Annotated in this window: 17 protein-coding genes and 4 tRNA genes; 11 read left to right on the forward strand and 10 right to left on the reverse strand. The window is 42.9% G+C overall.

Annotated features, from left to right (window positions below):
* Positions 1 to 27: 27 nt before the first annotated feature.
* A complete protein-coding gene (locus tag ACP7AA_RS12665; protein ID WP_426223774.1) occupies positions 28 to 1,665 on the reverse strand; it encodes a GNAT family N-acetyltransferase in 1,638 nt (545 codons plus the stop codon).
* Positions 1,666 to 2,288: 623 nt separating this feature from the next.
* On the opposite strand from ACP7AA_RS12665, the gene ACP7AA_RS12670 reads away from it, so the two are divergent.
* Positions 2,289 to 2,921: a BLUF domain-containing protein gene (locus ACP7AA_RS12670; protein WP_426223775.1), complete on the forward strand. Its 633-nt coding sequence runs from the start codon at positions 2,289 to 2,291 to the stop codon at positions 2,919 to 2,921.
* Positions 2,922 to 3,076: 155 nt separating this feature from the next.
* Here the strand turns inward: ACP7AA_RS12670 and ACP7AA_RS12675 are convergent, their stop codons facing one another.
* Positions 3,077 to 4,537, reverse strand: a complete 1,461-nt coding sequence (locus ACP7AA_RS12675; protein WP_426223776.1) for an FAD-binding oxidoreductase — start codon at positions 4,535 to 4,537, stop codon at positions 3,077 to 3,079.
* Between the two features lie 514 nt (positions 4,538 to 5,051).
* On the opposite strand from ACP7AA_RS12675, the gene serA reads away from it, so the two are divergent.
* Positions 5,052 to 6,278: a phosphoglycerate dehydrogenase gene (gene serA, locus ACP7AA_RS12680; RefSeq protein ID WP_426223777.1), complete on the forward strand. Its 1,227-nt coding sequence runs from the start codon at positions 5,052 to 5,054 to the stop codon at positions 6,276 to 6,278.
* Between the two features lie 162 nt (positions 6,279 to 6,440).
* On the opposite strand, the gene ACP7AA_RS12685 is transcribed toward serA, so the two are convergent.
* From ACP7AA_RS12685 to metX, 4 genes are all read right to left on the reverse strand, one after another.
* The gene (locus tag ACP7AA_RS12685) at positions 6,441 to 7,526 is read right to left on the reverse strand and encodes a rhodanese-related sulfurtransferase (RefSeq protein WP_426223778.1); all 1,086 of its coding nucleotides are present in this window, start codon (positions 7,524 to 7,526) and stop codon (positions 6,441 to 6,443) included.
* Positions 7,527 to 7,837: 311 nt separating this feature from the next.
* Positions 7,838 to 8,419 carry a tetratricopeptide repeat protein gene (locus ACP7AA_RS12690; protein ID WP_426223779.1) on the reverse strand — a complete coding sequence of 194 codons (582 nt, stop codon included), beginning with the start codon at positions 8,417 to 8,419 and terminating at the stop codon, positions 7,838 to 7,840.
* A 419-nt stretch (positions 8,420 to 8,838) separates the two neighbouring features.
* The gene (metW, locus tag ACP7AA_RS12695; protein WP_426223780.1) at positions 8,839 to 9,456 is read right to left on the reverse strand and encodes a methionine biosynthesis protein MetW; all 618 of its coding nucleotides are present in this window, start codon (positions 9,454 to 9,456) and stop codon (positions 8,839 to 8,841) included.
* Entirely contained in the window at positions 9,453 to 10,766 is a 1,314-nt protein-coding gene (gene metX, locus ACP7AA_RS12700) for a homoserine O-acetyltransferase MetX (protein ID WP_426223786.1), read from the reverse strand. Before metX ends, metW begins: the two co-directional genes overlap by 4 nt.
* A 506-nt stretch (positions 10,767 to 11,272) precedes the next feature.
* Here metX and hemH point away from each other — a divergent pair.
* Positions 11,273 to 12,292, forward strand: coding sequence for a ferrochelatase (hemH, locus tag ACP7AA_RS12705; RefSeq protein ID WP_413500786.1), 1,020 nt, complete (start codon positions 11,273 to 11,275; stop codon positions 12,290 to 12,292).
* Between the two features lie 85 nt (positions 12,293 to 12,377).
* Here hemH and ACP7AA_RS12710 read toward each other — a convergent pair whose 3' ends face one another.
* The 4 genes from ACP7AA_RS12710 to ACP7AA_RS12725 form a co-directional block, all read right to left on the reverse strand.
* Positions 12,378 to 12,719 carry a hypothetical protein gene (locus tag ACP7AA_RS12710; protein WP_201562155.1) on the reverse strand — a complete coding sequence of 114 codons (342 nt, stop codon included), beginning with the start codon at positions 12,717 to 12,719 and terminating at the stop codon, positions 12,378 to 12,380.
* A gap of 248 nt (positions 12,720 to 12,967) precedes the next feature.
* Complete coding sequence (locus ACP7AA_RS12715) at positions 12,968 to 13,504, reverse strand: hypothetical protein (RefSeq protein WP_426223781.1); 537 nt, start codon at positions 13,502 to 13,504, stop codon at positions 12,968 to 12,970.
* Positions 13,505 to 13,743: 239 nt separating this feature from the next.
* Complete coding sequence (polA, locus tag ACP7AA_RS12720; protein WP_426223782.1) at positions 13,744 to 16,698, reverse strand: DNA polymerase I; 2,955 nt, start codon at positions 16,696 to 16,698, stop codon at positions 13,744 to 13,746.
* Between the two features lie 252 nt (positions 16,699 to 16,950).
* Positions 16,951 to 17,364: an Ohr family peroxiredoxin gene (locus ACP7AA_RS12725; protein WP_068034453.1), complete on the reverse strand. Its 414-nt coding sequence runs from the start codon at positions 17,362 to 17,364 to the stop codon at positions 16,951 to 16,953.
* Between the two features lie 428 nt (positions 17,365 to 17,792).
* Here ACP7AA_RS12725 and ACP7AA_RS12730 point away from each other — a divergent pair, with 428 nt between their 5' ends.
* The 8 genes from ACP7AA_RS12730 to ACP7AA_RS12765 all read left to right on the forward strand — a co-directional run.
* Complete coding sequence (locus ACP7AA_RS12730; protein ID WP_426223783.1) at positions 17,793 to 19,388, forward strand: peptide chain release factor 3; 1,596 nt, start codon at positions 17,793 to 17,795, stop codon at positions 19,386 to 19,388.
* Between the two features lie 231 nt (positions 19,389 to 19,619).
* Positions 19,620 to 20,474, forward strand: coding sequence for an RsiV family protein (locus ACP7AA_RS12735; RefSeq protein ID WP_426223784.1), 855 nt, complete (start codon positions 19,620 to 19,622; stop codon positions 20,472 to 20,474).
* A 150-nt stretch (positions 20,475 to 20,624) separates the two neighbouring features.
* On the forward strand, positions 20,625 to 21,716 hold the full coding sequence (locus tag ACP7AA_RS12740) for an FHA domain-containing protein (protein ID WP_426223785.1): 1,092 nt from the start codon (positions 20,625 to 20,627) through the stop codon (positions 21,714 to 21,716).
* Positions 21,717 to 22,156: 440 nt separating this feature from the next.
* Positions 22,157 to 22,232 (forward strand) — tRNA-Thr (locus ACP7AA_RS12745).
* 65 nt (positions 22,233 to 22,297) lie between these two features.
* Positions 22,298 to 22,381, forward strand: a tRNA-Tyr gene (locus ACP7AA_RS12750).
* 85 nt (positions 22,382 to 22,466) lie between these two features.
* Positions 22,467 to 22,540 (forward strand) — tRNA-Gly (locus ACP7AA_RS12755).
* A 114-nt stretch (positions 22,541 to 22,654) separates the two neighbouring features.
* Positions 22,655 to 22,729, forward strand: a tRNA-Thr gene (locus ACP7AA_RS12760).
* Positions 22,730 to 23,219: 490 nt separating this feature from the next.
* Positions 23,220 to 23,320: GTP-binding protein (locus tag ACP7AA_RS12765; protein ID WP_372829846.1), on the forward strand; the 101-nt coding region annotated here is incomplete at its 3' end.

Below are 23,320 nucleotides of genomic sequence, written 5' to 3' on the forward strand. Positions count from 1 at the left end.
AAAATAACCACTTTTTAAAATAACCGCTTAAGGCTTTTGCGCACGGTCATGCAGTGGATCGCCGATAAGCACGCTGCCTGAATTTTCACGGCGCTCTTCATCGGTCAATTTACTTGCTGGAATTTTAGCCTTTCTCTTCCATTTCAAGCTAAACAAATCATCACGGCGGTCAAGTAGATTGTGCACCGAGCCTTCATTACGAACATGAATAAGCTTGTCTAAGTTTAAATCAGAGAAGAATACCATTTCGGTATTGGCAGTGGTTTCCGCCATAATCGCATCATGCGGGAAAGCAAAATCTGACGGTGAAAAGATAGACGACTGTGCGTATTGGATATCCAAGCTTTCAACTTGCGGTAAGTTACCGACTGAACCACAAATCATCACATAGCATTCGTTTTCAATCGCACGAGCTTGGGCACAGTGGCGTACGCGCAGATAGCCGTTCTGGGTATCTGTCCAAAATGGAACGAACAAGATATCCATGTCATCAAGTGCCATCAAACGGGCAAGCTCTGGGAACTCAACGTCATAGCAAACTAGGATACCGATACGACCAGCATCGGTGTCAAATACTTTGACTTCGTCGCCACCTTCAATCACCCATGCGCTACGTTCATGCGGGGTAATGTGAATTTTGCGCTGCTCTTCAACCGTACCATCACGGCGGCATAGATAGCTGACATTATATAAGGTATCGTCGTCGTCCAAGAACGGCATAGAACCGGTGATGACGTTGACGTTATAGCTGACCGCCAAATGCGAAATCTCGTTTTTAAACCATTCGGTATAACCGGCCAAAAAGCGAATCGCTACGTTTTGGTCAGTTGATTCACACAGACCCATTAATGGTGCGTTAAAGAATTCTGGCAAACAAGCGAAGTCAGAGTTGTAATCAGCCATGATATCGACGAAGAATTCAACTTGTTGCAACAGCTCTTCAGGCGACTCAACTTCACGCATTTGCCACTGAATACCACCGATTCTGACCTCTGATTTACGCGTATTGGGCTTATAATCTTTCGGCTCATAATAAATATTTGCCCATTCAAGTAAGGTCGCAAAACCTTTAGATTGGGCATCATCTGGCAAGTAAGCGGTCAAAATACGTTTAACGATAAAGCCATTTGATAACTGAAATGACAACGCGGGGTCGTGAATTTCACGAGCTTCAACGGCTTCAATATATTCACCAGGGGTTAAGTCTTGGTGATTGTGATAATTGGGAATACGACCACCGGCTAAAATAGCGCGGAAGTTTAACTGGCGGCACAGCTCTTTACGCGCATCATAAAGCCTGCGACCTAAACGATAACCACGATATTCAGGGTCAATTAACGCATCAAGCCCATAAATAGCATCGCCATCAGGATTGTCTCTAATAATCTCTTTATGACCAATTAAGTCATCATAAGTATGCGGGTTAGAAAACTTGGTGTAATCAACGCGCATCGATAGCACAATACCAATCAGCTCATCATGGTCAAATAGCGCAATCTGTCCTTCAGGGAAGGCGTCAATTAAGGTATGAATGGTATTTTTTGACCACGCACCGCCCAAGTTGACATAAACGCGATCCATTAAAGCTTTCAGTTGTGGATAATCTTTTTTCTTAATCTCAGCTATGGTGAGGTGAAAGTCGTCTGGTTTTTCTATCTTACTCATAATATTCCTGTCTGTCGTTGCTATAAATCAGTGGTAATAAATCAGTGTTAATAATAAAGCGATATTACTAGATGTTAATAAAGTGAGTCATAAAAAGGTGGCTATCAAAACTCGTCAGTAAAGCGCGTAATAAGCGGTTAGATATTGCTGCATTTACTAAATAAAAAAGCTAGCAACTCATTTTTGCTATAACTTTTCAGGTAATAATGTCGAGAAAAATATACCAATAGGCGCATATAATCGTTACAATCAATTATCTTTGTATTTACAATAAGTTATAGCCAATAAGTTATAAACACTGCCTCTGTCATTATCAATTTTAATGAGGCGATTTAGCCCATTTGCAAGTGCTTATCTTGGCACTGCATCTTACCCTTATTTTATAGGGTTTATGCTGCTGTGCTAATAAATTCATTTTAACTGCTATGACGCTTAATCATGACTGACACTGCGCGGCTTATGATAGCAATTCCCGTAACCAATGACAGTCAAGCGGCGTAAATATTTTCTAGGTTTTTGTGACTTACTATGTTTTATGAATGATGGTTTTATTTGCTTAAGCGTCATCTTATGTGGCGTATTTTTTCAATTGTTTGTTACCGTGACCTTTTAGGATTTTTATTATGCCCCTCACTCATCCTAATGCCTTGAGTAAATTAGATGAAATAGCAGACACGGCCTTGGTACAGCTGGTGTATGTTAGCAGCTTGACGCTTGCCTCACGGTTGAATGCGACGATATTTGATGAAGTGGAAGGCCATGCGCGCGACTATAATGAGCAGCATGGCATCACAGGTACATTATGTTATGGCAATGGTCATTTTTTACAATGTATGGAAGGCGAAAAAGCCAAAGTCGCGGCGCTTACCCAGCGTATCTTTGCGGATACCCGCCATAAAAATGTGCAAGTATTGCTCTTAAAAACTATTAAGCAGCGTCATTTTTCAGACTGGCGGATGCGTTTGCTGTTTTTGGAGCGTTGGTTGTGGTCACCAACGACTAAGCAGCAAGCCGCTCAACTGTCAGCATATTTGCCATTTGCGCCGCAAGATTGGTCGCCTGAGCGTACCGAGCAGTTTTTGCAGATTATCCAAACCTTTGATACTCCGCCACATGTTAAAGCGGCAGGCATTACTTATAATGCGCTTGGCAATATGGTGCGTCATGTCGCCGCCCCGCATCAAGCCTTTCTAATGGTTCAAGGTTGTTTAAGTATCTTACTGATTATCGCCTTGATACTGCTTTATTTATCATAAATATCTTATAGATTAACTACTTTTACGCTTTTAGTCTTTTAGTCTTTTATACAAACGATGCATTGCCAGCTCAATAGTAAAAAAGACGCTAGACTTAACGTTTAGCGTCTTTTTTTATGTCATCAAACTTTCTAATATTTTGGTCAAGCAATTAATTACATATCAAAAATCTTACCACGATTCATAATATTATTGGGATCAAAGACTTTCTTAACTGCGCGTAAATACTCAATCTCAGTCTCGCTACGGCTATAATTGAGATACGGCTTTTTGGTCATACCAACGCCATGTTCAGCAGATACTGAACCACCATATTTTTGCACCGTCTCAAACACGTATTTATTGACGATTTGACACTCGCTAAAGAAATCATCCTTGCTCATGTTTTCAGGCTTTAAGATATTCAGATGCAAGTTACCATCACCGATATGACCGAACCAGCAGACTTCAAAGTCAGGGTAGTTACTGCTGACGATATGATCAATCTCAGCGATAAATTCAGGTACGTAGCTGATTAGTACAGAGACGTCATTCTTATAAGGGGTAAATACTGAAATGGTTTCAGAGATGTATTCGCGTAGCTTCCATAACTCTTCCGCCTGCGCTAGACTCTGACTCATCACGCCATCGACGACCCAACCTTGCTCCATACAGTGCTCAAATATCGCCATGGCTTTATCCATGATAGGCTCATAAGGCGCTTCAAACTCTAATAGGGTATAAAACTTGGTGCGTGATTCAAACGGCTCTTGTACTTGACCATGTGCCATCAGCTTATCAATCGCTACATCATCAAAGAACTCAAACGCAGTCAAATCGATTTGGGCTTGAAAGGCAGAGAGTACATTCATGACATCGTTAAAGCTGTCCATGCCTAAGACCATGACGTTTAAATCTTGTGGCTGACGCTCAAGCTTGATTTGGGCATGGGTGACAAAGCCAAGCGTACCTTCGCTACCGATAAACAATTGACGTAAATCATAACCGGTGGCGTTTTTAACCATACCCCGATTAAGCTGCAAGATATCACCTTTACCGGTGACAACTGTGAGCCCCATAATCCATTGACGGGTCATGCCATAACGAATGACTTTAATACCGCCGGCATTGGTGCCGATATTGCCACCTATTTGACTTGAGCCAGCAGAAGCAAAGTCGACAGGGTAGTATAGGTCTTTCGATTCAGCAAACTGTTGTAGCTGCTGCGTAACCACGCCCGCTTCAATCTCAACCATACGGTCAGCAGGATAGAATTGCCCGATATGATTCATTTTATCCATACTAACGACAATCTCACCATTAGCGGCAACTGCACCAGCAGACAGACCGGTACGACCGCCACTTGGGGTCAATACCACGTTATGCTCATTGGCAAGCAGTACAATCGCTTGCACTTGCTCGGTGGTCTTTGGAAAGACGATAGCAGCAGCAGCGGGAGCAAAGTGCTTGGTCCAGTCTTTGCCCCAATGTTCTAAGCTTTCGCTATCGGTTTTGATTTGGCTGGCGTCAAACTGATGCACCTCAAGCAAGTTGCTTAAGATGCTTTGGACAGCAGTAGTAGGGGTTGTAGAGTCATTTTGGGCGGTAGTGTTGCTTTGGCTAGCTAAAGAAGTCATGGTCAAATCTCGGTAGAAACGTAAGCGCTATGCATAAAAGGGATTATTATATCGCTAAATGGATATAACTCAGCGGTTATAACTGTGTTTATATAAATAATTGGGTTTATGGGTTTATATAAGCAACTGGGTTCATATAATTGATATAAGTATAAGTGAGCGCGTGTCGCAATGATAGATAGATATGCGGTCATGCGCCTAACTAGTGTAAGTAATATTCATAATTAAAAAAACAGTTTAATAAATTTTAGATACAGCGTTTGCATGCAAATTTTAAGTACAAGTTCTAAGTGTAAAGTTTAAGCGCAAACTCTAAGTACAAGGTTTAGATATCAGGTTTATATACCGTGATTCACTATAGCATAAAAAGTTTTCAGGCTTGATAAGCAATAATTCATCTAATCTGCTAACATCGCTGCCAAATTTTGTGTAAGATATCCAGACTGTTTTCGTTTCATCCATCATACTTATCCCACTGATGATTTTTATAAGACAATTATAGGACAGTTCTCACATGGCGTTATCACTACAAAAAGACAAAATCCGGTTTTTATTGCTTGAAGGTCTACATGACAATGCGTTAAAAGTATTGGAAGGGGCTGGTTATCATAACATCGAGAATATCAGTCACGCTTTAGATCAAGAGGAGCTTATCGAAAAGATTAAAGATGCTCACTTCATCGGTATCCGCTCGCGTACGCAGCTGACGCGTGAAGTCCTTGAGCACGCACATAAGCTTATCGGTATTGGCTGCTTTTGTATCGGTACCAACCAAGTCGACTTGGACGCCGCTCGTGATTTGGGTATTCCTGTCTTTAACGCGCCATATTCGAACACCCGCTCGGTCGCTGAGCTGGTATTGGCCGAAGCCATTATGCTATATCGTGGTATCCCTGAGAAGAACGCCACCGTACATCGCGGCGGTTGGGGCAAGTCTGCGACCAACTCACATGAAGTACGTGGCAAGACAATCGGTATCGTCGGTTATGGCTCTATCGGTTCGCAATTGTCGGTATTGGCTGAAAGCTTCGGTATGAAAGTCATTTATCATGATGTCTTGACCAAATTGCCACTAGGTAACGCCGTGCAAGTAGGTAGCTTAGAAGAGCTGCTATCAACCGCTGATATCGTCACCTTGCATGTGCCTGATGTACCAAGCACGCGCTATATGATGGGCGCGGCGCAGTTTGCCCATATGAAAGACGGCAGCTACTTTATCAATGCGGCTCGTGGTACTTGTGTTGAGATTGATGATTTGGCGGCAGTTCTTGAGTCTGGTAAAATCTTGGGCGCGGCGATTGACGTGTTTCCGAAAGAGCCAAAATCTGCTGATGAAGAGTTTGAATCACCACTACGTAAATTCGATAACGTTATCTTGACGCCACATATCGGTGGCTCAACCCAAGAAGCGCAGGCGAATATCGGTCTTGAAGTTGCCGATAAGTTTGTTAGATACTCTGACCAAGGCGATACTGCAACTGCCGTAAACTTCCCAGAAGTTTCTGTGCCGTTTAAAGAAGGCTCGCATCGTTTGCTACATATCCATAGAAACGTCCCAGGCGTACTATCACAGATTAACCGTCTGTTCGCCGAAGCGCATATCAATATTTTAGCGCAGAGCTTAATGACGGAAGGTGATGTGGGTTATCTGGTGATGGATGTTGATTATAATGATTCAACAGCTGCGCTCGATCAACTAAAAGACGTTGAAGAAACGATTCGCGTACGTATCTTGTTCTAAAATTAAGCGTTATTATTTAATTTTACGACTGGTATAAAAAAAGAGAGGCTCTATTAATAGAGCCTCTCTTTTTTATGGCTAATCATTTAAAAGTTTAACGTTTAAAGTAGGGTACACTTAGCGCACCCTACTTATAGCTAAATATAGACTAAAAATTAATTATTAAGCTTTGGCTTTATTCGCAGCTTCCGCTTGGCGACGTGCCTCAATCTTAGCGGCTTTACGCTTTTCTATGACGTCCACCACATCGCTACCGATATGCGCTTCGCCACGTTTTTTCGCTAGTTGCATTTGATGCTCGCGCTCACGGAAGCGGGCTTTTTGTTCTTCAGTCGCTTTATCGATACAATGCGGGCACGACTCGCCTTTGATATAGGCGGCGCTTTGCATTTCCTCATGAGTAATCGGCATACGACAAGCAAAGCATTGCTCATAGTTGCCTTTTTCTAGGTTATGATTGACCGACACGCGGTTATCAAAGACGAAGCAATCGCCTTGCCACATTGATTCGCTGGCTGGGATTTCTTCTAAATACTTTAAGATACCGCCTTCTAAATGATAGACCTCTTCAAAGCCTTGCTCGCGCATATAAGCAGTAGATTTCTCACAACGAATACCGCCGGTACAGAACATGGCGACTTTTTTATGTTTCGCTGGGTCGAGCTCTTTTGCCACGTACTCTGGAAACTCGCGGAAGGTTTCGGTATTTGGATTAACAGCATTTTGAAACGTACCGATTTGAACTTCATAATCGTTACGGGTATCAATCAAAATAACGTCAGGATCTGAGATAAGCGCATTCCATTCGCTTGGTTTTACATAGCGACCGACCGATTGTAACGGGTCGATATTCTCAACACCCATGGTGACGATTTCTTTTTTAAGCTTCACCTTAGTGCGATAAAAAGGCTGTGCATCAGTATAAGATTCTTTAAAAGTAAAGCTGCCAATCGCTTCAATACTGCGCAAATAATCTAAGACATTATCAATACCTTGGCGGCTACCAGAAATTGTGCCGTTAATGCCTTCGCTGGCCAGTAATAAAGTGCCTTTGACATCATTATCAAGCATGGTATTTAAAATTGGCTCACGATATTGCTCAAAATCGCTAAAGCGCGTGAACTTATAAAGTGCGGCAACGACGATGTTATTGGTTACGCTATCGTAAGCAGGCGCTGCTTTGTTATCAGTTGCAGTGCTTTGTTGGATGCTGCTATTTTTGGTATGGCTGTCTTGATTGGTACTCATGTTTTTCTCCTGCTGGCTAGGTCGCAAACCTAGTGCATTGGGTTTAAGGTGCTTTTTAAAATTAACGGTTAAAACGAATTGGTAAAGCTCATAACAGAATTGGTAAAGCTCATAACACTAGCGCAATTGTGGAATTCTCTAATGCGCGCGTAGTTTAGCAAATTTTGGGAAGATGTTGGAGGTTTTATCATTCTAAAATCTCATAGAAATATGAGAGATAATAAAAATGGCAAACAAAAAAGCCCAGTATGATACTGAGCTTATTTAATATTCATGGCGTAAAATCGAAGTTTAGCTTATTGGTTTACGCTTTATTTACTTTGAAACCAAGTATCGGCTTTGCTACGGGCACTAGCAATGTCTGAGCTTGATAAGTTCAATGCTAGCTGACCGATTTTACCGCGAGCTTTGTTACGTACTTTTTCATCGAGCATACCATCACGGGCAGCCAAGTCGTACCATTTATAAGCATCAACTAGGTTTTTTTGCTTTTCATCTAGCAAAGCAAGCGTATAGCTGGCACGGTTATCGCCGCGCATTGCCGCTTTTTCTAACCAAAGGCGTGCTTGCTGTAGATTTGGTTGGACACCTTCACCACGTAAGTACATGATGGCAAGATTCAACTGAGCAGGGGCAACGCCTTGCTGAGCTGCTTTGGTATACCATTGGACAGCTTGTTGGGTATTTTGAGTAACGCCTTCACCTTTTTGCAAACGCTTGGCTAGGTAAAACTGGGCGTGGTCGTTACCTTGGGCAGCGCTGGCAGACAGCTCACTGATAGGCATTAGCTCAAAACGTGAGGTATCAAGTGGCACGTTTGATATTAACTCAGCGTTGGCAAGGCCCGCACAAGAAAACAGGGCAGTAAACAACGCAGCTTTTAATAATTTCATAGCAGCTCCAAAATTAGGCAGTTAATAAGCAAAAGATAAGTTGCACCGCTAAAGATTGTCTCGCTAAAGACAGTTAGACGGCGATAACAATTAGGTGAAATCTTGCAATACCAACTTACCTAATCATTAGCAAAATAATTCGTATTGGTAGTGTTTCATATCGGTAGTGTCATAGTCGTCCCTGATTAACCCGACAAACGGTCGTAATTAGGGGGTGATTGACACTATTTCGCTAGCTTAACACCCAAACTTACGAAACTCAAATACTAATTACAGGATTTAATTCCTAACTGTACCTCATTGTCCTCAATAAAATCATAGAGTTACTGAAGGGTAAGAAGGAATTAACAATCGCTTAAGATTAAAATAGGTAGCAATGGCGTTAAATTCACTTTAATAAACAATAAAAAATACGATTATTAATCCCGTTTTTGCTTGGTGACGCGATAGATAGCGACGTCTGCTAAAAGGTTGGGGGCTTGGCGTATTAATGCAGTCATCAGCGGGTTATGACCTTTTTCTGAATCACTGACAGCAAAGCGGTTGATGATATGAATATCATGCTGCGCGCACAGTTGCTCAAAGTCCTTAAAGGTACATAGATGAATATTTGGGGTGTTATACCACTCATAAGGTAGCGCTTCTGAAACTGGCATCAGACCTTTTAAGCCCAAATGCAGGCGGTTTTGCCAATGGGCAAAGTTAGGGAAGGTGATGACAGCTTCGCGAGCGACGCGTAGCATATCGAGCAGGAGCACATCAGGCGCTTTTACCGCTTGCAGTGCGCGCGCCATAACGACGGTATCAAAGCTATTATCTGCAAAACGGCTTAAGCCATCGTTGAGGTCTTGCTCGACGATAGATAGGCCTTTAGTGATGGCCTCATTGATTTTATCTTCATCAATCTCAAGTCCATAACCGGTCACCCCTAGATTTTGCTGTAAATGCGCGAGTAGCTCACCATTGCCGCAGCCTAAATCAAGCACATGCGAGTGCGGCGCAATCCAACGCTCAGCCAATTGATGGTCCATTCTCATGAGCGTGCTCCTTTGGCTATCATGCTATTAGCAATAAATGGCGCGGTCAAAAAGCCTTTAACAGCACCCATATAACGCGGAATATCAAATAAAAACGAATCATGACCGTGCGGTGCATCGACATTGATATAGCTGACCGGCTTACCAGTCGCCATTAATGCATCGACAATCTCTTGTGAGCGCTCGGGCGCAAAGCGCCAATCGGTGGTAAATGACACCACCAAATACTGACACTGCGTATGGGCAAAGGCGGCTTTAAGTGCGCTTAGCTCTTTTTCATTGGCGACATTAACGTTATCAGCATTATCAATATGCGCGCTATTTTCTAATGTTTTCTCAAGCTCTTTTTCGGCAGATTCAGCTTTTACTGATGCGGATTCTAATGTTGCCGCTGATGGATAGTCACGCGTCGGGTCAAAATAATCTAAGGCTTTGGTCATCAGCAGATAGGTATTGGCATCGAAGTTTTCACTAAAGCGTTCGCCTTGATAGCGTAAATAGCTCTCAACTTGAAACTCAACGTCATAGCCATACATAAACTTACCAGATTTTAAATCACGACCAAACTTTGCCTTCATCGCATCATCAGTCAAGTAGGTGATATGACCAACCATACGCGCAAGAATAAGCCCGCGCCGAGGATAAGTACCTGCCTGCAAATAGCGTCCGTCTTTAAAATCAGGGTCGGATAAAATGGACTGACGCGCAACTTCATTAAAGGCGATGTTTTGCGCAGAAAGCTTTGGCGTACTGGCAATAACCACGCAGCGTTTTAAGCGCTCTGGATAATCGACCGACCATTGCATGGCTTGCATACCGCCCATTGAGCCACCGACGATGGCATGCCAAACCTCAATGCCCAAACGGTCTGAGAGCATGGCTTGGGTTTTTACCCAGTCTTTAATGGTGACAAGGGGAAAGTCAGGGCCATAAACTTGTGGCTCACTGTTCTCATTATTCTTGTTTGTGCTTTTTGGACTTGAATTGACGGTCTCAGGATTGATGGTCGTTGGACCGGTAGAGCCAAAGCAGCTGCCGATATTATTGACGCAAACGACAAAAAATTGATTGGTATCAATGGCTTTATTAGGGCCAATCATATTGTCCCACCAGCCCGCTTTTTTATCGTCTTCACTATGAAAGCCTGCCGCATGATGGCTACCTGATAATGCGTGACAGATAAGGATGGCGTTCGATTTGTCGCTATTGAGCGTGCCATAAGTTTCAAAGATTAAATCGAATGAGGGCAGGGTGCGATTGCACTCCAAGGTCAACGGCTCAGCGAAATGAAAAGTCTGCGGCGTGACGATGCCAACTGAGCCTACCGAACCGACGGTATCGGTTGCATTAGCGGCATGATTAGGGGAATGCTCACTGGTACTATCAGAACGTGCGCTCAAAGCTACCTCACAAAACAACAGTTATGGATAAAACAATAGTCATGGATAAAAAAACGGTTATAAATAAAACAAACCTAGGATGGCGACAGTAATTGGTCTAACTAGTTTATTGTTATAAGCTTGTCTATTGTATGGCGATGTGCGTAGGAGTACAACCTTCGCGCCAAGTCTTTATTTTAAGCGTCGATTAAGGGCAGTATCAAGACAAGTATCAAGGCAGGTATCAAAGCACATATTAAAGTGTATAACGGTTGCCTTTACCATGCGTTTTGCTCTTATAAAATGCTACACTAAAGGCGAACAATAGCAGCTATTTTAAACCTTATAATATCTCGTTTATAAGCTTCTCTGCTTGCTCGTTATGTTTCTATCTAATATATTTCCTGATGATTTAATAAGTGAATAAATAATACTCTATGAAACCTAAATTGCCGCCACGTATTGCCGTCTTGTTAGTTAACCTAGGTACGCCTGATGAGCCGACTGTACCAGCCGTACGCCGCTATCTCAAACAGTTTTTATCTGACCCGCGCGTGATTGAAATCCCTAAATTCTTATGGGCAATTATTCTAAACCTGTTTGTGTTGCCAAGCCGACCAAAACGGGTGGCAAAAGCGTATGCCAGTATTTGGGAAGGCGACTCGCCCATTCGCAAAATACTAAAAAGCCAAGTTGAGCTGCTCGAGCCGCGCTTGGCTGATAGTGTTGCGCCATTTCGCGTGTCTGTGCATCCGGCGATGAGCTATGGCAATCCTGGCCTGCCTGATGTGATGGATACCTTGCGTAGCGAAGGCGTTGATCATTTTGTTATCTTGCCATTATTTCCGCAGTATTCGGCATCATCTGGCGGTGCGGTATATGATGCGTTAACCAAATGGACGCTCAAGCAACGTAACTTGCCAAACTATAGCATTGTCAAAGATTACTTTGCCCATCCGCTTTATATCAAAGCATTGGCCAATTCGATTCGCCGCTTTCAGGCCGAACATGGCAAACCTGAAAAGCTGATGTTTAGCTTCCACGGTATTCCACAGCCTTACGCCGATAAAGGCGACCCGTATCCAAAACGTTGTAAATGTACCGCCGCACAAGTCGCGCACGAACTTGGTCTGCAAGATGATGAATGGATTATCAGTTTCCAGTCGCGCTTTGGTAAGCAAGAATGGGTCAAGCCTTATACCGATGTGGTGTTAGAAGATTGGGGCAAATCTGGGGTGCGTTCAGTACAGGTGATTAGTCCGGCGTTCTCCGCTGATTGCTTAGAAACATTGGAAGAATTGGCGATTGAGAATCGTGATAATTTTCTTAACGCGGGCGGGCAAGAATATCATTATATTCCAGCGTTGAATCTTGATGAAGCGCATATTGATTTGCTAGAAGCATTAAGCTTGCCTTTGGTCAAAGGCTGGGCAGGAACCCTGGATGGCTGGGCTTAATTGTTTTCTTAAGCCATAAAAAATACCGGACATAATGTTCGGTATTTTTTTCTGAATTATTTTCTATTTTACGAATAGGTGATTTCTAAAAATTGTCATCATTAGAAATCTTTGCCGCATCTCTGTCTGCAATATCAACGATATCAGGATAATCTTTATCGTCTAAATTGTCTTCGACCAACACTTCATCAATCCGAGCTTCATCAATATTTTGCCGATGCATCGGTGTCAGCCCTTGGGTTGCGTCTGTTCCAACTTCTGAGTTATTAAATCCTGCGCTATTATCAATCATATCGTCATTATCAAAGGTGTGCAGCATAGGGTTGTTCAAATCAATCTCTTGACTACCGACTTCGTTGTCATTCATATTGTCGTCACCTTCAATATGATCCATCTCTTCTGGTAGTGGGGTTTTTGTATTGTCCATGGATATGTCCTCATTATAGTTATAAATGCCATTCACGTTATTATTGGTCATTGGTAAGATCTGCTTATCAGTGTGCCGCGTTATGATGGTAACTGATAGTAGTAAGGTGTCACAGGATGTTCAAAAAATGTAAGACGGCAAGTTTATAAAGGCAAAAAACGGCTGCCCATATTGAGCAGCCGTTATTCAGTTGTTATCGTTAATAAAGGTTTTGCTGGTTTATAACCTTAGCGAGTAGACAATTTCTGTTAACTGGCTTTACACGGTGCATGATAATTTTTTTGAGGTAAAAAATGTCTCTCAAACTCACCGAGTTTAAACGTCCACAAATAAATCAAGGCAATCGTATAAACGCCGGTCTCTGCGATTTCTTCTACTATCTCGCCAATGCTTTCTGGTATAAAAATGGCATTTTCACCCATATATTCTAACAGCGCTAAGGCAGCCAAAGCGATATATAGCGACACAGGAACTTTTTTTAATACCATCCACAGATAACGCCAACTATAAGCTAATAAGCCCACAATCAGCAGATACACCGTTAACAGCACAGCGTCTTCCCACCAATCGTACGAGTGATTCATAAATGTAAAACCACTAGGAATCAAGAGCTCGGGTACATAGTTCAACTCACGGCGAATCACAGCAAAAAATGTCAATACGGATGCCAACCAAAAATAGTGCCCCAGTTTCAGCTCACTCTTTATCACATACTGAACGCAGCGTAATATGCACGCGATTAATATGATAATACCCGGTAATTCGATGATGCCATCTGCAATCAAAATAAAGCTTCCTAGTTTTCAAAAATGAAAAAAGTGAGCGCACAGGCTCACTTTAAACCGTTATTAATATGTTAAAAATTAATATATATAAAAGTAACGTGTGCTTATTATACTGCTAAGAGTCATTGCACAGCTATGGCAGAGTATAAACGCCAGTGTTCAATTACCATCTTTAGCTGTATTAATAGAAGCATTAATAGCAGTATTAAAGGCCATTATAACTGCCTTTGTTTGCACAATTAATGCGCTTCATCCCAGTTCTGACCACTATCAGTCTCAACCAGTAACGGCACAGCAAAATCCACCTTCCAACCTTTTTCAACAGCAGTGTTAGTTAAGACGTCTTGCATGGCATCAGTAATAAGCTTGCTGATTTCATCGACCTTGTCGCTATCGACTTCAAACACCAGCTCATCATGGACCTGTAGCAGCATTTTGGCTTGCTCTTTTGGCAACACTTTATCAACGGCAATCATGGCAAGTTTGATGAGGTCAGCTGCAGAACCTTGTAGTGGCGCGTTAATCGCAGCACGTTCAGCGCCTTGTTTGACCATACGATTGCTATGGGTGATATCAGGTGTGTAAAGCTTACGGCCCAATATGGTCTCGACATAGCCCTTATCATGGGCGCTGGCACGAGTATTAATCATATAGTCTTTGACACCCGGATAGCGCTTAAAGTACATATCGATATAGTCTTGCGCCTCACTGCGGCTCATTTGTAGCTGCTTGGCAAGCCCAAAAGCGCTCATGCCATAGAGTAGGCCAAAGTTAATGGCTTTAGCATTACGGCGCTCGGTCGGGGTGACATCAGTAACCTCTTTGCCTAGCACTTCAGCAGCAGTAGCCGCGTGAATATCAAGCCCTTCATTAAAAGCATGAGTCAGGTTTTTATCGCCTGAAAAATGCGCCATGAGACGCAGTTCAATTTGCGAGTAATCCGCGGCTAAAATAACGCGACCTTCTGGTGCGATAAAGGCTTGACGAATTAGGCGGCCAGTGGCAGTACGAATCGGAATATTCTGTAAGTTAGGATCAGTGGATGACAGACGACCGGTACTGGTCAGTGCTTGATGGTAGCTGGTATGCACGCGGTCAGTCTGCGCATCTGCAACATTATCAAGCGCATCGGTATAAGTACTTTTGAGCTTAGACAGACCGCGATATTCAAGGGTGATATCGACCAATGGGTGATCAATTTTTGATAACACCGCTTCACCAGTAGAGTATTGCCCTGACTTGGTTTTTTTACCACCAGGGACGCCAAGCTTATCAAACAGCATCTCACCAAGCTGCTTTGGTGAGCCGAGATTAAATTCTTCGCCAGCGATTTCATAAGCACGTTTTTCAAGGGCAATGATTTCTTCATCAAAACGCTTTGATAGCTCATTTAAAAATGGGCGCTTAATTAAAATACCGCTTGCTTCCATCTGGCAGAGTATCTCTGCCGTTGGAATCTCTAGCTCATGTAGTAGTTTGGCGTTATTTTCGTCATCAGATAGCTTCTTATTAAAGACATCAAACAGCTGATAGGTAATATCGGCATCTTCGCAAGCGTAGTCGCTGGCAATATCGATGGCCACTTGGTCAAAGCTAACTTGCTTAGCGCCTTTACCAGCGACATCCTCGAAGCTAATAGTCTGTGTTTGTAGATAATGGCGCGCCAAGTCATCCATACCATGACGAGTGATGGCGGCATTGATGACGTAGCTGGCAAGCATAGTATCCATCGCCCAGTTATTAGGGCTGGAATGAATGCTGCCTACTAAGTCGATATCATAATGACTGAGAATATGGGCATCATATTTGAGATGCTGACCGATTTTACCGATGTTTGGATTTTCTAAGATAGGTTTAAGTTTGGCCAATACCGTATCTCGATCAAGTTGCTTTGCAGTCAGCTCATCGCCTTCTAGATTATGCGTGAGCGGTACATAATAGGCTTCGTGCGCTTTTACCGCAAAAGACAAACCAACCAATTCAGCCTGACGCCAATAGACACTGGTGGTTTCGGTATCGATAACGAAATGTGGCGCAGCTGCTAATAGTTTAACCAAGCTGTCAAAAGCGGGCTCGTCTAAAATCGTATGCCATGCTCTATCATGACTCTTACTATCGGTGATATTATCAATAGTGCTTGATTGTAAGGATTTAGCGATTTGTGCTTGTGATTCAGCATCCGCCTGACTATTGGCGACACTTTGCGAACCATTGGCTGGGTGATTGGGGTGATCCAGTGAGGCCAACTCATTTCTAAACTCAAGCTCACTATATAGTGCGCGTAGCTCATCGATATGCGCGCAAGGGTCGGTATTGATTTTTAAATCTTGCCAGTCTTGGCCAATTTCTAAATCGGTAACGATGGTCGCCAGCTGTGCATTCATTGGAATGTCATCAGCATATTCCACCAAATTTTTGCCCGCACGTCCTTTGATATCGGCGACGTTTTTGAGCATATTGTCGATAGAGCCATACTCATTAAGCAAGTCTTTGGCCGTCTTTTTGCCGATGCCCGGTACGCCTTTGATGCCGTCAGAGGAATCACCCATCAGGGTCAAAAAGTCAATCATCTGCTCAGGGTTGATACCGAATTTTTCGACCACGCCTGTGCTATCGGTAATTTTACCGGTAAAGCTGTCTTCTAATATCACGCAGTCATTAATCAGCTGCATCATGTCTTTATCACCGGTTGATATGACTACATGATGGCCTTCAGCGACGGCACGATAGGCGAGCGTACCAATGATATCATCGGCTTCTGCACCTTCGATACGGAGTAGGGGAATCCCTAGGGCGGCAACTAAGCTATGGATATACGGAATTTGCTCAGCCAATTCCACATCCATTTTTGGACGATTGGCTTTATATTCCTCTGACATCGCATGGCGAAAAGTCGGTGATTTGGTATCAAAGCAGACCGCCATATGGGTTGGGTGATAGCGGCGCATTAATTTCAATAGCGCATTCAACGTGCCACGTATGGCATTGGTTATCAGACCTTGAGAGTTTTGCATGGTCTTTGGCAAAGCATGATAAGTGCGAAACAGATAGTAAGAGCCATCGACCAAAATAAAGGGCGGTTGGTCTTTGTCCACATGACTGGTATCCATCGTCGCCACATTTGGCATGGAGGCAAAGTTTGGTAGCGTATTGGGATTAATGGGCGAGTGCGAGTTGTGGTCGTTGGCAGTCATAAAAAGTCACTTATCAAATATGGGGCAGCAAGTATTGAGTAAAAAATTGGATAAAAAGATACCTTCATTATAACGATAAAAAACCTTCTTGCCGAATTGATGGCAAACTAATAAATGGATAGTGAAAATAATAAACAGTTACGATGTTGACGAGCTAAATTCGTCGCCAATAAAAAAAGAACCCAGACCAGCTGAGTTCTTTTTTATTTTTAATAGCTGTATATATTTCATGACATTGTCATTATTAAGCGCTTATTTTACTTCTGAAGTCACTTCGCTATCGACATTACCATGGGTAGCTTTAGAATATGGGCAGACTTTATTGGCTTTCTCAACCAACTGTTGGAATTCATCCGCTGATAGTTCTGTATTTTCACCAATCACATGGATTTTAACGGCCAATTGAAAATCTAGGCCTTCACCTTTCATCAAATCTACCGATACTTCAGTGGTAGAATCAAACTTTGCTTTCTCTACCCCTTTGACGGCAGCAAGTGCACCATCAAAGCAAGCAGCATAGCCCATGGCGAATAGTTGCTCTGGATTGTTGCCTTCTTTACCAGAACCCGGTGCAACCATATTAATCGTCAAGTCGCTGTCTTGAAGGCTAGCACTACCTGTACGACCGCCAGTAACCGTGCCTTTAGTAGAATATAGAGTTTTCATAACACATCCTTTGTTGTCAGTTTTTATAATTGAAGTAAACTTTGGCTATCAATCTCGATAAGACTTTCTCGATAAGCCTTTTCTTAATAGGACTTATAGCATAGCAAGCTGCTCGATTAGCGCAATGGGACAGTAGTAAACATATGCTACAAGTTTGTAAGTGGGTAATGTCTGTAAGGGCACCAATAGCTTTCGTAGCGTGGTTGATTGCACCATCGTCAATGAGGTCGCCGCCGACTTTTTAGAAAGAGAAATCAAGCGCTATTATTAAATATAAAACCATCTAAACACTCTCTGTTTGATTATCAGGGAGTGTTTTTTTATGCGCTAATTCTGCACCCAGACGCTAAATCCGTTACAATATGCCCATTATTGACACTATTTATTTAGATTGATTTCTAAATTAGCCAACGTTGAAGCCAAAAATTATGAGCGTAGATCCAAAAAAATTAAGCAAAGAAGTTGCCAAACGCCGCACCTTTGCCATTATCTCGCATCCCGATGCGGGTAAGACCACCATGACAGAAAAGCTATTGCTTTGGGGTCAAGCGATTCAGGTGGTTGGTGAGGTTAAAGGCCGCAAAACCGACCGCCATGCGACATCTGATTGGATGAGCATGGAGCAAGAACGTGGCATCTCTATTACCACCTCGGTCATGCAGTTTCCTTATAAAGACCATATGGTCAACCTGCTAGATACACCGGGTCACGCCGACTTTAGTGAAGATACGTATCGTACTCTGACCGCTGTAGACAGTGCGCTGATGATGGTCGATGGCGCAAAAGGTGTCGAAGAACGTACCATCAAATTGATGGAAGTTTGCCGGATGCGTGATACGCCCATCATCTCATTTGTCAATAAACTTGACCGCCAGATTCGTGAGCCACTTGAGCTATTGAGTGAAATCGAAGCGGTATTAAAGATTAAATGTATTCCGGTTACTTGGCCTATCGGTATGGGGCAAGATTTCGTTGGTGTCTATCATTTAACCGAAAACAAAACCTATCTATATGAAAAAGGTCACGGCGGTGATATGACGGTCGCTGAGACGCGCGAAGGCTATGATTATCCTGATATTCGTGAGCGTTTGGGTAAGCTGATGTTTGACGCTTTTGAAGAGTCGCTTGAGCTGGTACAAATGGCGCTAGAGGAATTTAGTGTTGACGCGTTCTTGGCGGGCGAGATGACACCGGTATTATTCGGTACGGCGCTGGGTAACTTTGGTGTCAATATGGTGCTGGATACTTTAATCAAATATGCGCCGCCGCCAAAATCGCACCCGACCAATGAGCGCGAAGTGGCAGCAACCGAAACCGAATTTAGCGGCTTTGTGTTTAAGATTCAGGCCAATATGGATCCGCGTCACCGTGATCGCATTGCGTTCTTACGGGTCTGCTCAGGCAAGTACGAAAAAGGCATGAAGATGAAGCATGTACGCTTGGGTAAAGACGTGCGTATTGCCGATGCTTTGACTTTCCTTGCTGGTGACCGTGAAGCGTTAGAAGAAGCTTATCCGGGTGATATCATCGGTTTACACAATCATGGAACGATTTCTATCGGTGACAGCTTTACCGAAGGCGAGGAGCTGAACTTTACCGGTATTCCGCATTTTGCTCCTGAATTGTTCCGCCGTGTGGTGCTCAAAGACCCGCTCAAATCAAAAGCGCTGCAAAAAGGTCTGCAGCAGTTAAGTGAAGAGGGCGCAACGCAGGTCTTTATGCCGCAGATTAATAACGATTTAATCTTGGGCGCGGTCGGTGTCCTACAGTTTGAAGTGGTCGCGCATCGTCTAAAAGAAGAGTACAAGGTACAATGTATTTTTGAACCGGTATCTATTGCAACCGTACGCTGGATTCATTGCGATGACGAAGTGGCATTAGCGAAATTTAAACGCAAAGCGCATGACCAGTTATCGATAGATGGCGGCGGTTATTTGACCTATTTAGCCCCATCACGCGTGAACTTACAGCTGATGCAAGACCGCTATCCAGAAGTGACGTTTAGCAATACACGCGAGCATTAAAATCAGCTTTTTAAGCTTCCTGCTTACCTTGAAAAGACACGATATCGTGTCTTTTTTATTATGGATAATTTTTACAACGAATAAAGGCTGGTTTGCCAAAAGCACTGATCATCAAAAACACCAATTATCAAAAATACTAAGTATCCAAAAACACAAACAGTGTACCTACAATACTACAGAATGGTTACGGTAGAATATCAAGACACCTTATCTGCATATTAAAGAGGCTATATGAAAGCGACACTCCAATCACATACTAATAAGTCAAAATTGTCTCAAAACTCTGCCTCACAGACGGCTTGGCTGCGACTAATAACCTCATTAGGTGGTGGGCTGCTGCTTGGCGCATTAAGCTTATCAGCGCATGCTGGGAGCCTGATTAGCCACACTGAGTATTTAGAGTATGAGCTACCGAAAAAAATAGAAGAAAAATGCGCGGCGCGTGATAACTGCCCAGAGATTGAGGTTAAATATCTCAAGACCAATCATCCTTGGATAAATAAGCTGACCAATGAGCGTATCAATCATTTGGTCGTTAATAGTAAACCGACTGAATCTGCGCCCATTACTAAAAAAAGTAGCCCAGCAGATGTCAAAGCTGCTATCGATGGGTTTGTTAACTCACAGTTTGCTGATTTGCCCGAAGACAGCGTTTTCGTTTATAACTTAATGGTCACGCCCGAATACTTGGGTCATGTAAACGATTTCGAGCTGTTCGAGATTAGCTCGTACGTTTATACGGGCGGCGCTCATGGTATGCCATATAGCGAATATCTGGTGTTTGACCAACAGAGCAAAAAACAAATCCAATTAGCAGATATGCTCCAGCCTAACAAGAAACCTCGCTTTAAAGCGTTAGCTTATGATGCCTATAAAAACTGGGTCAAAACGGTCGATGAAGACGTTGCAAGCTATGAGAAAAGCTGGCCGTTTACCTTAAGTGATAACGTAACCTTGACCGATAAAGGGGTCGATATTCGTTATCAGCATTACTCTATTAGTCCCTATGCCTATGGTATGCCCGTGCTTAGTATCCCCTACGAGAAACTTGGCGGTATTATAAACCCCCGCTTTATTCCTAAATAATACAGACGATAAATCTCAGCGGATATTAAGCTCATCATTTGAAGACAGTTATTGAATAAGGAACGCTATTTAATAAAGATATCCTTTTAATAAAGAGAAGTATTTAAAAAGATAGCCATTGAACATTTAATAAAAATAAGGAGTGATAGCATGACGAACCATATAGAAAATGCCAATACACCAGTCGCCACAGATGGCGCAACATGGCAGCTTAACGCCCTAACCGAAGCCTTGGGTGATCTGACGTTGACAGTCAGTGACAGCCTGTCTGTGGGACGCGGTAGCGACAATGATGTGGTGCTCGGCAGCAAGCAAGTGTCACGCAATCATGCGGTGCTGAGCGTATTAAACGGTGAGTTGTACGTGAAGGACTTAGAATCGTCAAACGGTACTTTTATCAACGAGCAGCGCATTGAGGCCAATAAATCTACCAACCTTGCTGCCAATGATACGCTAGGTTTTGCAAGCTTTAGCTTTCAGGTAAGCGCGCCAGTTGCTGCGACGTTGGCTAATGAGCAAGCCGCTCCACTTGTGACAGATACAGATGAGCCAGCACTAAGCGCTGGCGCTGATGTGGTTGGCGAATTAGCACCTGCTGCCGCTATACCTGTGGTTAAAGAGGCTGTTATTAAAGAACCTGTGGTCAAAGAAACGAAAATTGAAGAGTTCTTACCTGTTACAGACACTCCAGCCGAACCTGTTGAAATTGTAGAGGCTGAGCCAGTGGTAAAAGAAACAGGAATTGATGAAGTCTTGTCAGCGACAGATAATAGTAGTGAAGCAATACCAGTCGAAGCCGCACCGATTGAAACAGCAGTGGCCACTGAGCCTACTAAACAGGCGGAAACCAAGCCTACAGAGACTATAGAGGTAGCAACAGAGGCAGTAACGAGCGCGCCTGTTGTAGAAGAACCAATACAGACGGCCGCTCGTCAAGCACCAGAAGAAGCAGACGCTGCAAAGCATGACAAAACCACCAAAACTGCTCTGCAAGAAGAAGCAGATCCTGATGTATTGCGTGCCAAGCAAGCTGCTACTTCGCAGTTCTCAGGCACTGCCAACTTAGGTCAACCTCGCGACCTTGGTACAGCTGGTAATAATGCCATGGATCAAGCCATCAATAACCCTGCTAATGCGGGACAGGTTGAGAAAAAGCCCAGCGGAGGTTGGTTTATATGGGTCTTTGTGGCAGTTTTAATTATCGGCCTAGCATTATGGTTGTTTAATATGGGCATCGTATAAGGTGATTTATCATTAAAAATCGCTTATAACATTCCTTAAAAAATGCATCTGCCAGCTGATATTATTTATTTAACCTGCAAAATTGTAAAGGTTATCTAATTATCACTGGCAGTTTGCCGACTTACTGCATAAATTGTCCGTTTAAAAATTAACTTTATGAATCATTTGTTAAAAGTCATAAAATATAAAGTTAATTAAAAGGTTTTATTGCGCATTTAGGTAATAAAAATAATCGGTACTAGAGGACGTAGTGGCAAGCTATTTACTTTTCCGCGCGGCTGATAATATCAATCGCGATAAAAAACACGATTTAACGCTAGAAAAAACAGTAACGTAATCAAGTGTTTGACGGTTTTTATGAAAATAATGCTAAAAAAACCAAAAAAGAGCTTGCGTCTATCAAAATATTTGATAGAATAGCCACCACTTTGAGAGAACAAGCCGACTTAGCTCAGTTGGTAGAGCAACTGACTTGTAATCAGTAGGTCGCCAGTTCGATCCCGGCAGTCGGCACCATCTCTTTCAAAGTCGCTTTTTATGAATTTGCTTTACATTAAGGTGATTTTATATCAAGCAATCTAGGTGGGATTGGGGAGCGGTCAAACCCAACAGACTGTAAATCTGTCGCGAAAGCTTCGAAGGTTCGAATCCTTCTCCCACCACCATATTTTTTCAAAGTTTGTCCTAGCGCCAAGCATACTCTATATCCTGAAGGACTCGCTATCAGAGTCAAGCAGCATAAGAGTAAATGCGGGTGTGGTATAATGGTAACACCTTAGCCTTCCAAGCTAATGACGCGGGTTCGATTCCCGCCACCCGCTCCATATATGCACCATCGCAGCAACTATCAATCATCACGACAGTCAGTTATTATTGCTGTATCGTGATATTTTTTTTAGTGCAACCCAGTGGTTGGCTACTATAGTTTTTAAAAGCACGCTCATATAGCTCAGCGGTAGAGCACTCCCTTGGTAAGGGAGAGGTCTTGAGTTCAATTCTCAATATGAGCTCCATTTATTATTCAAGTGTTTTATATAGGCTTTGCTCTTTTGACAAAGCGGGGCACTTTAATAAAGTATTGTATTTTACAAAATATACATATCGATATCGAAATTATAGAATATTGAAAATTATAAACAGAGTGTGGCAGATAATGATTTAAGGGTGACACTGAGGTGTTGCCTTTTAGTGCTGTCAGTTTATTAATAAACCCGTTTATTAATAAGTCTGTTTATTAAAAAAACACAGGACGACAATGTCGCATTGTAGCATTACCAATGTGGGTTATAATACGCGGCAATGTGCAAGAGATTGAAAAGCACGTATAATGACTCTATATAAAGATATAGACAGCTGTAGCGCTATCAAGCATTGTTAATAAATAAGCTTTAGTAGTAAAACCATAGCGTCAACGGTTTGATGGTTTTTATGCATCATGAGCCGTCAAACAGCTATTTACCGATCTTTGATTGTTAAAGATTCATCAAAAAAGAGGAAATACCCATGGCAAAGGCCAAGTTTGAACGCAGCAAGCCACACGTCAACGTCGGTACCATCGGACACGTTGACCACGGTAAAACAACCCTAACCGCCGCTATCGCAAC

This window comes from Psychrobacter sp. DWR1-2-3 (genome assembly GCF_049896465.1).
Lineage (GTDB): Bacteria > Pseudomonadota > Gammaproteobacteria > Pseudomonadales > Moraxellaceae > Psychrobacter > Psychrobacter maritimus.